A 13,359-nucleotide genomic window follows, 5' to 3' on the forward strand; every position below is an offset into this window, starting at 1 on the left:
GATGTGTATAAGAGACAGGGCATGGAACGCCCCCCCAGGACCGCGGTTGGGGGGCTGTCCGCCTGGATGTCGAAGAACTTCCAGACGGCGTCCCAGAACCATTCGATGTCCTCGACGGACTTGCGCCGCAGCGCGTGGTAGTCGTCGAAGTGGCCGCGGCCGGTCTCGCCCAGCCACGCGATGAAGCGGGTGAGGTTCGCTTCGGCCAGCGTCGCCTCGTCGGGAATCCAGCCGCCGGGCTCGGTCATGTCGCGCTCCCTGCCGTCACGGCGGTGACGTTACAGGCGGCCTCCATCAGCATCCACCCGGATAGCTGCACGGACAGGTCCCGTTCGGCCACCTCGGAACTGTTCACCGCGCCCGCGACGAATTGCGCCTGGCCGCCCTCCGCGCCCGGCACCTGGGCGTCGCGATCCCAGAACGGGCCGAACAGCGGCACCCCGTCCACCGTTTGCCGGTAGTCCCACGCCGACTTCGCGCTCGCCAGCACAACCCGGCGGGCCGTGTCGCGGGCCGCGGCGTCGTCGGCCGAATCGCCGGGCAGGGCGGTCGCGACCAGGGCGAGGTAGCGCGCGGTGATGCCGGAGAACAGGCCGCCGTCCCCGCCGCCGGCGCCGGCCAGCACGCCGGTCGGGGCCATGTGCTCGGCGACCGCCGCGACCAGCCGGTGCACCCGCGGCGCGTGCCGGTCGTCATGGGTGCGCGCCGCGAGTTCCGTTTCCAGGCCGAGCACCACTCCCTGGCAGTAGGAGTACTGCGCCCGGACCAGGGACCCGGCCTTGATGCCGTCGAAAACCAGGTGCGTCTCCGGGTCGATCAGGGTCTCGTCGATCCAGTCCGCCATCTGCTGGGCGCGCCGCATCCGATCGCCGTAGCGCGCCAGGAAGATCCCCGCCGGTCCGTTGGCCGGGGCGTTGAAGAACTGGTCCTGCTTGCGCCACGGGATGCCGCCGCCGTCCTCGGGCACCCACGCCTCGAGAAATTGATCCGCCAGCTTCGGCAGCGCGCGATGCCGCTCCACGCCGGCTATCCGCGCGGCGCGTTCCAGCGCCAGCGCCAGCCAGGCCATGTCGTCGTAATAGCTGTTGGTCCAGCGAAAGTTGTTGCGCAACCGGTGCGAGCGGACCTGCCGGTTGATCCTGGTGTGCCGGTCGGGCTGCGGGTCGCGCAGCTGCGCGTCGACGAGGCAGTCCAGCAGGTGCGCCTGCCACCAGTAGTGCCAGGTGCCGAACATCCGGTCCCGCCGCGTCGACGGCCACGCCACCACGCCCAGCTGCGTTCCGGGCAACCCCCATAGGCGTTTGAGGTGCCGTTGCGTGACGGCGGCTTCGGAGCTGGCCGCGCGGTTGACCCACAGCTGATCCATACCCCCAGATCCTGCCTCATACTGATATATGCGCTACCGGCAAACCATTTCGGGAACCACGCACTCCTTCTCCGGCCTGGTCGACGTGATGGCGAAGGCGACGCCGTTGCGCTCGGGCGACCAGCTGGCGGGGTGTGCCGCCGACTCCGACGCGCAGCGGGCCGCGGCCGCGTGGGTGCTGGCCGACATCCCACTCGCGACGTTCCTCACCGAGGCGGTCGTGCCGTACGAGACCGACGAGGTCACCCGGCTCATCATCGACACCCACGACCCCGACGCGTTCGGCCCGATCGCGGGCCTGACCGTGGGGGATTTTCGCGACTGGCTGCTGGATGCCGCGTCCCGCGACGACGGCGCGCAGCGCATCGCCGCCGTCTCCCCGGGGCTGACACCGGAAATGGTTGCGGCCGTGTCGAAGATCATGCGCAACCAAGACCTGATTTCGGTGGCCGCCACGACAAGCGCCACCGCGGCCTTGCGGACCACGATCGGGCTGCCGGGCACGCTCGCCACCCGGCTGCAACCGAACCACCCCACCGACGACCCGCGCGGGATCGCCGCGGCGCTGCTCGACGGGCTGCTGATGGGTTGCGGGGACGCGGTGATCGGCATCAACCCCGCGACCGACTCGCCGCACGCGGCGTCCGAGCTGCTGCGCCTGCTCGACGACATTCGGCAGCGGTTCGCGATTCCCGTCCAGTCGTGCGTGCTGTGCCACGTCACCACCACGATGGAGCTGATCGGGCGCGGCGCCCCCGTCGATGTGGTGTTCCAGTCGATCGCCGGAACCGAGGGCGCCAACGCATCTTTCGGCACCTCGATCGCGATGCTGCGGGAGGCCAACGAGGCCGCCCGGTCGCTGAACCGCGGGACCGTCGGAGACAACGTCATGTACTTGGAGACCGGGCAGGGTGCGGCGCTGTCGGCCGGAGCCCACCTCGGCGTGGGGAACAGGCCGGTCGATCAGCAGACGCTGGAGGCGCGAGCCTACGCGGTGGCCAGGGCGCTGCAGCCGCTGCTGATCGACACCGTGGTCGGATTCATCGGGCCGGAGTACCTCTATGACGGCAAGCAGATCATCCGCGCCGGGCTCGAAGACAACTTCTGCGGGAAGCTGCTCGGCCTGCCGATGGGCGTCGACGTCTGCTACACCAACCACGCCGAGGCCGACCAGGACGACATGGACACGCTGCTCACCCTGCTGGGCGTGGCGGGCACCGCGTTCGTCATCACCGTTCCCGGTGCCGACGACATCATGCTCGGCTACCAGAGCCTCTCGTTTCACGACGCCCTGTATGTGCGAAAGGCGTTGGGGCTGCGGCCCGCTCCCGAATTCGAGGCGTGGCTGGCCGGCCTGGGCATGGCCGACGCCGACGGCCGGATCCTGCCCGTCGATCTGGCGACGTCGCCGCTGCGCGCGCTGGCGGCCGGCCGATGACCGACCTGTGGGCACCACTGCGGGCGACCACGCAGGCACGCATCGGGCTCGGGCGGGCGGGCGACTCGCTACCGACCCGGCGCGTCCTGGAATTTCAGGCCGCGCACGCCGCGGCGCGTGATGCCGTGCACGATCCCCTCGACGTCGACGGCCTCGTCCAGCGGCTGGGTGAGGTCGGCATCGAGGCGCCGCTGCGAGTGTGCAGCCGGGCCGGCTCGCGCGGCGAATATCTGCGCCGGCCCGACCTCGGCCGAAGCCCGGCCGACCTGTCGAGTCTGCCAAACACCAAGGCCGACATCGGTTTTGTGCTCGCGGATGGCCTCTCGCCGCGCGCGCTGACCGACCACGCCGCGGGCATGGTCGACGCGTTGGTCCGCGCATTCGACGGCCGGTACCGAATCGCCCCGGTGGTCGTCGCGACCCAGGCGCGCGTCGCGCTCGGCGACCATATCGGTCAAACCCTTGGCGTCACAACGGTTCTCGTGCTCATCGGTGAACGCCCGGGGCTGTCGGTAGCCGACAGCCTGGGCATCTACCTGACGCATCGGCCGGCGCCCGGACGCACCGACGCCGACCGCAACTGCGTCTCCAACATCCATCCACCCGACGGCCTGGACTACGCGACGGCCGCGGCGGTCACCGCCGCGCTGGTCGCCGGCGCCCGCGAACTCGGCCGCTCGGGGGTCGCCCTCAAGGACACGACGCGGGCGGCGATAGGCGGTGCTAGCCCCGCCGGCCCAGCACCCAGCCCAGCAGCAGCGCGGCGAGCACGGCCAGCAGCACCGGGGCGTACTTCTTGAGCTGGTCGCCCCCGGCGAGGTCCAGCAGATCGATGGGCTCGGGCTCGGCGGCGTGACGCGGCTCCGGGGGGCGACCGATCTGCGCGGGGCCCTCCGGGGTCGCCGGCGCGGCCACCGCTTCGGCGGCCAGCTTGGCCTCGAGCGACTCGACGAACTGGCCCAGCAGCTTCTCCGACACCTGCTGCAGCATGCTGCTGCCGAACTGGGCCAGCTTGCCGGCGATCTTCAGGTCGGTGTCCACGGTGACGCCGGTCTTCTCGCCGTCGGGCTGCAGCACGGCGGTGACCGTCGCGGCCGCGTTGCCGGTGCCGCGCGTCTCCTTGCCCTTGGCGTCGATGACCGCCCGGTACTGCCCGCGGTCGTGCTCGACGAAGCGGACCGTGCCGCTGAATTCGCTGGTGACCGGCCCGACCTTGACCTTGACCTTGCCGAGGTAGTCCTCCCCCTCGTGGCCGGTGAGCGAAGCGCCGGGCATCAGCGGGATCACCTGCTCCAGGTCGCTCAGCACGTCCCACGCCTGGTCGATGGGTGCGCTGACGGTGAACTGGTTGGCGATCTTCATGCCCCGGGTCCTCTCGCGTGTGAAGCGGCGTCGAGCACCAGCCTACGGGCGGCACTACGGAAGTAGAGTGGGGTCCCCCGCGTCGTGGTGGATCCGCCCCACGATCTGGGTCAGTGGGCGGCCGCCGCCGCCCCAGCGCCTGGCGATGATGTCGGCGGCGATCGAGACCGCGGTCTCCTCCGGGGTGCGGGCGCCGAGGTCCAGCCCGATGGGGCTGGACAGCCGGCCCAGCTCGGCGTCGGTCAGCCCGGCGGCCTTGAGCCGGATCACGCGGTCGTCGTGCGTGCGGCGCGAGCCCATGGCCCCGACGTAGCCGACCTGCGGCAGGCGCAGCGCCACCTCGAGCAGCGGCACGTCGAACTTGGGGTCGTGGGTGAGCACGCAGATCACGGTGTGGCGATCGACGGCGCCCGCCGCGGCCTGGGCGGCGAGGTAGCGGTGGGGCCAGTCGACGACGACGTCGTCGGCCGTCGGGAAGCGCGCCCGCGTGGCGAACACCGGCCGGGCGTCGCACACGGTGACGCGGTAGCCGAGGAAGGAGCCCTGCCGCGCCAGCGCCGCCGCGAAGTCGATCGCCCCGAACACCAGCATCCGCGGCGGCGGCGCATGGCTGGCCACGAAGACCTCCATGCCGTCGCCGAGCCGCTGCCCGTCGGGCCCGTACTCCAGAACGTCGCTGCGGCCCAGCGCCAGCAGGCCGCGCCCGTCGTCGGCGACCGCGGCGTCGGCGCGCGCCGAACCCAGCGACCCCGCCACCCCGTCGGGCCGGATCACCAGCCGCCGGCCGACCCGGGTGGGATCGGGGTGGGTGATGACGGTCGCGGTCGCGAGAGCGCGGCCCGCGGCGATGTCGTCGGCCACCGCGCCGAGTTCGGGGAACGTCGCGGGCGAAACCGGCTCGACGAAGACATCGATGACGCCCCCGCACGTCAGCCCCGCCGCGAACGCGTCGTCGTCGCTGACGCCGTAGCGTTCCAGCCGCGCGGTCCCGGTCCGCGCGGCCTCGGTGGCGAGGTCGTACACCGCCGCCTCCACGCAGCCGCCCGACACCGACCCGGCGACCGAGCCGTCCGGCGCCACCACCATCGCGGCTCCCGGCGGGCGCGGGGCGGACCGGAAGGTGCGCACCACCGTGCCGAGCCCCGCGGTGTCGCCCGCGCGCCAGATCGACATCAGCTCGGCAATCACGTCACGCACTCTCTCAACGTAGAGTGACGGCCTCAGGCCCCGCGTGTGAATCGTTGGCTTTGAGTGGCTACCAGGCGTGGGAGAGGTCGGCGTGCTGGCGAACCCAGGCGTGCATGGCGATCCCGGCGGCGACGCCGGCGTTGATGCTGCGGGTGGAGCCGAACTGGGCGATCGACACCGTCACCGCCGCGCCCGCCCGGATGTCGTCGGTGATGCCCGGACCCTCCTGACCGAACACCAACAGGCACTCGCGCGGCAGCGCGGTCTCCTCCAGCCGTGCCGCCCCCGGAACGTTGTCCACCGCGACCACCGTGAGCCCGACGTCCGCGGCGAAGCTGAGCAATTCGGCGGTGTTGTCGTGATGGCACAGCCGCTGATAGCGGTCGGTCACCATGGCGCCCCGGCGATTCCAGCGCCGCCGGCCCACGACGTGCACGGTGTGCACCGCGAACGCGTTGGCGGTGCGCACCACCGACCCGATGTTGGCGTCGTGCCCGAAGTTCTCGATCGCCACGTGCAGCGGGTGCCGGCGCCGGTCTATGTCGGCGATGATCGCCTCCCGCGTCCAGTACCGGTAGGCGTCGACAACGTTACGAGTGTCGCCCTCGCGCAACAGAATTGGGTCATAACGCGGGTCGTCGGGCGGCTCACCCACCCACGGCCCGACCCCGCCGCCCGGCGTCGCCCATTCGGTGGGCCCGGGACCGGTCATCGCGGCGTCCACACCCCGGCGTGGGTGCCGTCGACCGCCACCGTCGCATACAGCAACGCCTCGTTGATCTCGCCCTGGGTGCACAGCGACGCGCTGACGTGCACCGCGTCCAGCGACGCGTCGGGCAGGACCAGCACCGACGACCCGTACGCAGCGCAGGCCGGGTTGAGGCCGGCGCCGGGCAGCGTCGGAGACGCGAGCAGCATCAGCGGGCCGCCGCGCTTGGCCGAGTCGTCGCGGTACCGGGCCGCGATCCCGTCGACCTCGAGACCCAGCAGCATGAAGCCGTTCCCGTTGAAGGCCGCGGGATCGCCGAGCTGCGCCTTGGTCATCGGGGCGCCGTCGGCGCGCCAGGCCGACAGGCTGGTGGTCTTGACCGCCACGCCGGTGTCGTTGGCGTTGGTGGGCATCAGCCCCACCGGAAACGCGGCCGGGTAGGCCGCCGAGCTGTTCGGGATCCGGTCGCGCGGCGAGTAGGTGTACACGCCACGGACTTGGCTCCGATCCTTAAGCGGCCCAAGGCAAACCGTCCCGGCGAGCCGGTCGCCGGATGCCGACAGCGGCGAGTGGACCTCGGGTGCCTTGTCCGTCGGGCGATCACAACTGCCCACCCCGTTGGACTCCATCGGGTGCGACAGCGCGCCGTAGAGCCCGAACCGGATGTCCTCGGGTTTGGCGTGCGGCGCCTTGGGGTTGGCCGCGGAGGCGTCGACGTCGATCAGCACGTAGTCGCCGTCCCAGCGCAGGTTCGACACCGACATGTTCCAGCCCAGCAGCGACACCGATTCGCCGAGCCGCGCCCCCTGCGCGCCGTACGGGCGCACCGGTTGGCCGGCGCCCGAGCACCCCGTCAGGCAGGCCAGCACGCAGGCCGCAACCGCTAGAAGCTGTGCGCGGCAATGCAATTAGCCCAACCCCAGATCGGCGAGGCCCAGCACGCTGCGGTACGGCAGGCCCTCGGCCTCGATGGCCTCGGCGGCGCCGGTGGAACGGTCGACGACGGTGGCCACGCCGACCACGTGTCCGCCGGCCTCCTGGACGGCGTGCACCGCCGTCAGCGCCGACGCGCCGGTGGTGCTGGTGTCCTCGACCACCAGCACTCGCTGGCCGGAAACCTCGGAGCCCTCGATAAGACGTTGCAGCCCATGGGTTTTTGCGGACTTGCGCACCACAAACGCGTCGATCGGACGGCCCGGGGCGTGCATGACGGCCGTGGCCACCGGGTCGGCGCCCAGCGTGAGCCCGCCGACCACGGCGTAGTCCCAGTCCCTGGTGAGGTCGCGCATCAGCGTGCCGATCAAGGCGGAGGCCCGGTGGTGCAGCGTGGCGCGGCGCAGGTCGACGTAGTAGTCGGCCTCCTTGCCCGACGACAGGGTGACCCGGCCGTGCACCACCGACAGCCGGCGCACCAGCTCGGCCAGTTCCTCGTGCGGGTCAGGTCCGGCCACGGCCACCGCCGATTCGCTTGGTCACGGCCCGCATCAGGGTCCGCGGGATCATCCGCTCGGCGGCGATGATCGCCTTGTATTGCAGGCCCGGGATGCTGATCACCTTGCCGCGGGCGATGTCGGCCAGGCTCTGATTCACCACGTCGTCCACCTCGAGCCACATGAACGACGGCGACTTGGCCATGTCGATGCCGGCCCGGGCGTGAAATTCGGTGTGCACGTAGCCCGGGCACACGGCGTGCACCCCCACGCCGGTGCCCTGCAGGCCGACGGACAGGCCCTCGCTGAACGAGATCACCCACGCCTTGGACGCCGAGTAGGTGGAGCCGCGGCCCGGCACCAGCCCGGCGACGCTGGCGATGTTGATGACGGTGCCGGCGCCGGCGTCCAGCATGGCCGGCAGCGCCGCCCGGGTCAGGTGCATGACGGCGGTGACGTTGACGTCGAGCTGCGACTGCAGCAGCGCCGGGTCGGTGGCCCAGAAGTCACCGGAGGTGCCGAAGCCGGCGTTGTTGACCAGCACCCGCACGCCCCGGGCCAGCCGTTCGCAGACCTGCTCGCGGCCGGCGGCTTCGGCCAGGTCGGCCGGCAAAACCTCGATGTCACCGGCCCGGTCCGCCAGTTCCCCGGCCAGATCGGTCAGCCGGTCCACGTCGCGGGCCACCAGGACCAGGTCGTAGCCGTCGTTCGCGAAGCGTCGCGCGAAGCCGGCGCCGATCCCGGACGTGGGCCCGGTGATCAGGGCTACGGGGCGGGGCATGAGCGACATCCTAATGACGGCGGCCGCGCCGCCCGTCCGGCGCCCGGCGCGCCGTCAGTGCTGATAGTTGGTGGCCTGATGGCCGTTGCGCCCGGTGGGCGGCGGCCGGCGGACGGCGTCGGGGGCGCGCTGCTCCCGGCGGATCGGCTCGGCGGGCCGGCGGGCGGCCTCCGAACCGAGCAGGCCGGAGACGTCCTGCTGCGCGCGCCGGGGCGGCAGCTCCGCGCGACCGGCGGGCGCCAGCGGGCGGCCGGGCGACGCGCTGCGCAGCGCCGCGGGCGCGCCGGCCTCCTGCTGGGTTTCCTCCGGCAGCGGCGGCAGCACCCGCAGCAGGTCGTTGAACTGGCGCACGGTGCGCAGCCCCTCGTCCCACTGGGTGCGGGTGCTGGTGATCGGCATGGCGACCAGCGTCCAGTTCTGCTCGTTCCACATGATCTCGGCGGAGTCGGGCGCGGTGTGGGCGAAGGTGACCATGCGGCGGTCGCAGGCCCGCCGCGCGGCGTCGAGGTTGGTGGAGTACACCATCCGCGGGCCGATGGCGCCCAGCAGCCAAATGTCGCTCTCCCGTGGCTCTTTGAGGCCCTTGAGGCGCAGGTCCACCACGACGTTGGTGCCCACCTTGCGGTGCAGCGCGATCACGGTGGCGACCTCTTCGAGGTCGAAGATGTACACGGCCTCGCCGCGGATCTGACCCAGCACCACGTTCTGCGCGGCGATGTCGCCGACCGTCGAGATCACCCCGCGCTTCCAGCGCTTGAGGATGTCGGCCGATTCACGCTCGTAGTCGAACCCGTGCGACCGCGCCCACGACTTGCGGCGCCTGCTGCGCCCGCGGCGTCGATCGATGTCGACGTACAGCAGCACGCCCGCGCCGACGAAGCACAGCGCGGACAGCGTGAACCAAAGGGGGACCATCCCACACAGGGTATCCGCAATCGTGCCGGAATAAAGAAGTCCGGCTGGTCACAACCCAATTACAGGACTAAACACCCCACACATGCGCCGAACGTCGACTTGTTGGGCGATTTCGGATGAAATGCCAACAACAAGTCGACGTTCGAGCGGCCTCAGCCCAGGATCAGCGAATCGCCGTCCGGGCTGACATTCACCGGCACGGTGTCCCCGTCGTGCACGTCGCCGGCCAGCAGCAGCTTGGCCAGCTGGTCGCCGATGGCCTGCTGCACCAGGCGGCGCAGCGGCCGGGCGCCGTAGACCGGGTCGAACCCGCGCTGCGCCAGCCACTGCTTGGCCGGCAGCGACACCTCGAGGGTGAGGCGGCGCTGCGCCAGCCGCTTCTGCAGCTGGGCCAGCTGGATGTCGACGATCGCCACCAGCTCGCCGGGCTCGAGCCCGTGGAAGATGATCACGTCGTCGAGCCGGTTGATGAACTCGGGCTTGAACGCCGAGCGCACCGCGGCCATCACCTGCTCCTCGCTGCCGCCCGACCCGAGGTTGGACGTCAGGATCAGGATGGTGTTGCGGAAGTCGACCGTGCGGCCCTGCCCGTCGGTGAGCCGGCCCTCGTCGAGGACCTGCAGCAGCACGTCGAACACGTCCGGGTGCGCCTTTTCGATCTCGTCGAACAGGATCACCGTGTACGGCCGGCGGCGCACCGCCTCGGTCAGCTGGCCGCCCTGGTCGTAGCCGATGTAACCCGGCGGGGCGCCGACGAGCCGGGCCACCGAGTGCTTCTCGCCGTATTCGCTCATGTCGATGCGAACCATCGCGCGCTCGTCGTCGAAGAGGAACTCCGCCAGCGCCTTGGCCAGCTCGGTCTTGCCGACGCCGGTCGGGCCGAGGAACATGAACGACCCGGTCGGCCGGTTGGGGTCGGCGACGCCGGCCCGGGACCGCCGCACGGCGTCGGAGACCGCCTGGACGGCTCGCCTCTGGCCGATGACGCGCTTGCCCAGCTCCTCCTCCATGCGCAGCAGCTTGGCGGTCTCGCCCTCGAGCATCCGGCCGGCGGGGATGCCGGTCCACGCCGACACCACCTCGGCGATGTCGTCGGGCCCGACCTCCTCCTTGAGCATCACGTTCTCCCGCGCCTCGGCCTGGGGCAGCGCCGCGTCGAGCTTCTTCTCGACCTCCGGGATGCGCCCGTACCGCAGCTCGGCCGCCTTGGCCAGGTCGCCGTCGCGCTCGGCCCGCTCGGACTCGCCGCGCAGCGCCTCGAGCTGCTCCTTGAGCTCGCGGACCACGTCGATCGCGCTCTTCTCGTTCTGCCAGCGGGTGGTCAGCTCGGCCAGCTTCTCCTTCTGGTCGGCCAGTTCGGAGCGCAGCTTCTCCAGCCGCTCCTTGGACGCCTCGTCCTCCTCCTTGGCCAGCGCCATCTCCTCGATCTCGAGGCGGCGCACCAGGCGCTCGACCTCGTCGATCTCGACGGGCCGGGAGTCGATCTCCATCTTCAAGCGCGAAGCGGCCTCGTCGACCAGGTCGATGGCCTTGTCCGGCAGGAAGCGGGCGGTGATGTAGCGGTCGGACAGCGTGGCCGCGGCCACCAGGGCCGAGTCGGTGATGCGCACCCCGTGGTGCACCTCGTAGCGGTCCTTCAGCCCGCGCAGGATGCCGACGGTGTCCTCCACCGACGGCTCGCCCACCAGCACCTGCTGGAAGCGACGCTCCAGCGCGGCGTCCTTCTCGATGTACTTGCGGTACTCGTCGAGCGTGGTGGCGCCGACCAGCCGCAGCTCGCCGCGGGCCAGCATGGGCTTGATCATGTTGCCGGCGTCCATTGCGCCCTCGCCGGTCGCGCCGGCGCCGACGATGGTGTGCAGCTCGTCGATGAACGTGATGATCTGCCCGGCGGAGTTCTTGATGTCGTCGAGCACGGCCTTGAGCCGCTCCTCGAACTCACCGCGGTACTTGGCGCCGGCCACCATCGAGCCCAGGTCCAGGCTGATGACGGTCTTGTCGCGCAGGCTTTCCGGCACGTCGCCGGCGACGATGCGCTGGGCCAGGCCCTCCACGATCGCGGTCTTGCCGACGCCGGGCTCACCGATCAGCACCGGGTTGTTCTTGGTGCGACGGCTCAGCACCTGCACGACGCGGCGAATCTCGTTGTCCCGCCCGATGACCGGGTCCAGCTTGCCCTCCCGGGCGCGGGCGGTCAGGTCGGTCGAGTACTTCTCCAGCGCCTGATAGGTGGCCTCCGGCTCCGGGCTGGTCACCCGGGCGCTGCCGCGCACCTTGACGAAGCCGTCGCGCAGGGCCTGCGGCGAGGCGCCGTGGCCGGTCAGCAGCTTGGCGACGTCCGAGTCGCCGGTGGCCAGGCCGACCAGCAGGTGCTCGGTCGAGACGTACTCGTCGTCCATCTCGGTGGCCAGCTGCTGGGCGGTGGTGATGGCGGCCAGCGATTCGCGCGACAGCTGCGGCTGCGAGCTGGCGCCGCTGGCCTGGGGCAGGCGGCCGACCAGGCGCTCGGCCTCGGTACGAATGGTCGCGGGCTGGACGCCGACAGCCTCCAACAGCGGCCCCGCGATCCCGTCGGCCTGCGTCAGCAGGGCCATCAGCAGATGCGCGGGCCGGATCTCGGGGTTACCGGCGGCCGAGGCCGCCTGAAGCGCCGAGGTCAGCGCCGCTTGCGTCTTGGTTGTCGGGTTGAAAGAGTCGCTGGCCAAACCGGGCCACCTCCGTTCAGGGGTAGTTCCAAATGCTTGTCGCGATGTACAACGCCGTCAAGGTTGAGTCTGTTCCGCTCAACTCTAACGAGTTTTGGGCGGTATGGCGCAGGGGGTACCCCCGTATCGATGACGCAAATGGAGCAGCACCGGGCCCCTAACGCCCTGACGCTGGCCATCGTGGCCGGCGGGCTGGCGTTGGGAGGCCTGGCCGCGACCGGATTCGGCACCGATCTCGCCGGCGCCGGTCCGTCGGCGACCGTGCCGGAGTCGGGCACGTTGCAGGTCAACGGGACCGGCACCACGAAGACCGTCCGTTGCCAGGGCGGTTACCTGTCGGTCAGCGGCCAGGCGAACACGGTCACCGTCACCGGCCACTGCACCAGCGTCAGCGTCTCTGGCCACGACAACCGCGTCGCCGTCGACAGCACGGACGCGGTGAGCACGTCCGGAACCGGCAACGCGGTCACCTACCACTGGGGCTCCCCCAACGTGGTGAGCGCCGGAACGGCCAACACGGTCAAGCAGGGCTGAGCGGGTCGCGAGCCTAGAATCGGGGCCCGTGGGGCTCGAGGACACCGAAGCGTTGCGGTTGTTGCGCGACGCCTTCGGCGCGGACGACTCCGGGCCCGGCAACGAGGTCGTCCGCCGGTTCTACACCCGGTGGTTCGCCCTCGACCCCGCGGTGCGCGACCTGTTCCCGCCCGAAATGGGCGGGCAGCGGACGGCTTTCGCCCACGCGCTGCATTGGGTGTACGGCGAACTCGTCGACCAGCGCGCCCACGAACCGGTGGCCTTTCTCGCTCAGCTCGGCCGCGATCACCGCAAATACGGTGTGCTGGGACAGCATTACGACACGTTGCGGCGCGCGCTGTTCTCGGCGCTGCGGGCGCACGTCGGCGACGCCTGGACCGACGCCGTCGACGAGGCGGCCAACCAATCGCTCAACCTGATCACCGGGGTGATGCGGGGCGCCGCGGACGCCGAGGAGGGGCCGGCGTGGTGGGACGGCACCGTGATCGAGCACATGCGGGTCTCCCGCGACCTCGCGGTCGTCCGGCTACAGCTCGACCGGCCGATGGACTATCACGCCGGGCAGTACGTCAATGTGCATGTCCCGCAATGCCCGCGGCGCTGGCGCTACCTGTCCCCCGCCATCCCGGCGGACCCGGGCGGTGGCATCGAGTTCCACGTTCGCGTGGTGCCCGGCGGCCTGGTCAGCACCGCGATCGTCAACGAGGCGCGCCCCGGCGACCGGTGGCGGCTGTCCAGCCCGCACGGCGGCCTGCGGGTCGACCGGGAGGGCGGGGACGTTCTGATGGTCGCCGGCAGCACCGGCCTGGCGCCCCTGCGGGCGCTGATCATGGACCTGTCCCGGTACGCGGTGAACCCGCGGGTGCACCTGTTCTTCGGCGCCCGCTACCGCTGCGAGCTCTACGACTTGTCTCTTATACACATCTGACGC

Annotated in this window: 13 protein-coding genes and 1 pseudogene; 4 read left to right on the forward strand and 10 right to left on the reverse strand. The window is 71.2% G+C overall.

The annotated features are described in order from the left end of the window. Both WU80_RS21460 and WU80_RS21465 read right to left on the reverse strand, forming a co-directional pair. Positions 1-248 (reverse strand): acetyl-coenzyme A synthetase N-terminal domain-containing protein (locus WU80_RS21460; RefSeq protein ID WP_055405838.1); only part of this gene is annotated, 248 nt, incomplete at its 3' end. Beyond that, entirely contained in the window at positions 245-1,366 is a 1,122-nt protein-coding gene (locus WU80_RS21465; protein ID WP_055405159.1) for a glycoside hydrolase family 76 protein, read from the reverse strand. The genes WU80_RS21460 and WU80_RS21465, both read right to left, overlap by 4 nt. A 28-nt stretch (positions 1,367-1,394) precedes the next feature. Here WU80_RS21465 and WU80_RS21470 point away from each other — a divergent pair, with 28 nt between their 5' ends. Then, the gene (locus WU80_RS21470; RefSeq protein WP_055405160.1) at positions 1,395-2,804 is read left to right on the forward strand and encodes an ethanolamine ammonia-lyase subunit EutB; all 1,410 of its coding nucleotides are present in this window, start codon (positions 1,395-1,397) and stop codon (positions 2,802-2,804) included. Next, positions 2,801-3,604 (forward strand): ethanolamine ammonia-lyase subunit EutC, encoded by an 804-nt coding sequence (gene eutC / locus WU80_RS21475; protein ID WP_055405161.1) that lies wholly within the window; start codon positions 2,801-2,803, stop codon positions 3,602-3,604. The genes WU80_RS21470 and eutC overlap by 4 nt, the downstream gene beginning before the upstream one ends. Here the strand turns inward: eutC and WU80_RS21480 are convergent. From WU80_RS21480 to clpB, 8 genes are all read right to left on the reverse strand, one after another. Next, entirely contained in the window at positions 3,528-4,166 is a 639-nt protein-coding gene (locus WU80_RS21480; protein WP_055405162.1) for an SRPBCC family protein, read from the reverse strand. The genes eutC and WU80_RS21480 overlap by 77 nt on opposite strands. Before the next feature lie 54 nt (positions 4,167-4,220). Next, on the reverse strand, positions 4,221-5,363 hold the full coding sequence (locus WU80_RS21485; protein ID WP_055405163.1) for an XdhC family protein: 1,143 nt from the start codon (positions 5,361-5,363) through the stop codon (positions 4,221-4,223). 58 nt (positions 5,364-5,421) lie between these two features. Beyond that, a complete protein-coding gene (locus WU80_RS21490; protein WP_055405169.1) occupies positions 5,422-6,066 on the reverse strand; it encodes an RNA methyltransferase in 645 nt (214 codons plus the stop codon). Next, positions 6,063-6,971, reverse strand: a complete 909-nt coding sequence (locus WU80_RS21495; RefSeq protein ID WP_055405164.1) for a hypothetical protein — start codon at positions 6,969-6,971, stop codon at positions 6,063-6,065. Before WU80_RS21495 ends, WU80_RS21490 begins: the two co-directional genes overlap by 4 nt. Then, positions 6,972-7,514, reverse strand: a complete 543-nt coding sequence (gene pyrE / locus WU80_RS21500; RefSeq protein ID WP_055405170.1) for an orotate phosphoribosyltransferase — start codon at positions 7,512-7,514, stop codon at positions 6,972-6,974. After that, a complete protein-coding gene (locus WU80_RS21505; RefSeq protein ID WP_055405171.1) occupies positions 7,501-8,274 on the reverse strand; it encodes an SDR family oxidoreductase in 774 nt (257 codons plus the stop codon). The genes pyrE and WU80_RS21505 overlap by 14 nt, the downstream gene beginning before the upstream one ends. Positions 8,275-8,328: 54 nt before the next feature. Continuing rightward, the gene (gene ttfA, locus WU80_RS21510) at positions 8,329-9,189 is read right to left on the reverse strand and encodes a trehalose monomycolate transport factor TtfA (protein ID WP_055405165.1); all 861 of its coding nucleotides are present in this window, start codon (positions 9,187-9,189) and stop codon (positions 8,329-8,331) included. A 152-nt stretch (positions 9,190-9,341) separates the two neighbouring features. Beyond that, positions 9,342-11,894: an ATP-dependent chaperone ClpB gene (clpB, locus tag WU80_RS21515; RefSeq protein ID WP_055405166.1), complete on the reverse strand. Its 2,553-nt coding sequence runs from the start codon at positions 11,892-11,894 to the stop codon at positions 9,342-9,344. 129 nt (positions 11,895-12,023) lie between these two features. Between clpB and WU80_RS26190 the strand changes: the two genes are divergently transcribed. Both WU80_RS26190 and WU80_RS21525 read left to right on the forward strand, forming a co-directional pair. After that, positions 12,024-12,428, forward strand: a complete 405-nt coding sequence (locus tag WU80_RS26190) for a DUF3060 domain-containing protein (RefSeq protein ID WP_055405167.1) — start codon at positions 12,024-12,026, stop codon at positions 12,426-12,428. Between the two features lie 28 nt (positions 12,429-12,456). Then, positions 12,457-13,338: pseudogene (locus WU80_RS21525) on the forward strand (FAD-binding oxidoreductase); the annotation flags it as partial. Positions 13,339-13,359 lie beyond the last annotated feature (21 nt).

Source organism: Mycobacterium sp. UM_11 (assembly GCF_001414075.1).
GTDB lineage: Bacteria > Actinomycetota > Actinomycetes > Mycobacteriales > Mycobacteriaceae > Mycobacterium.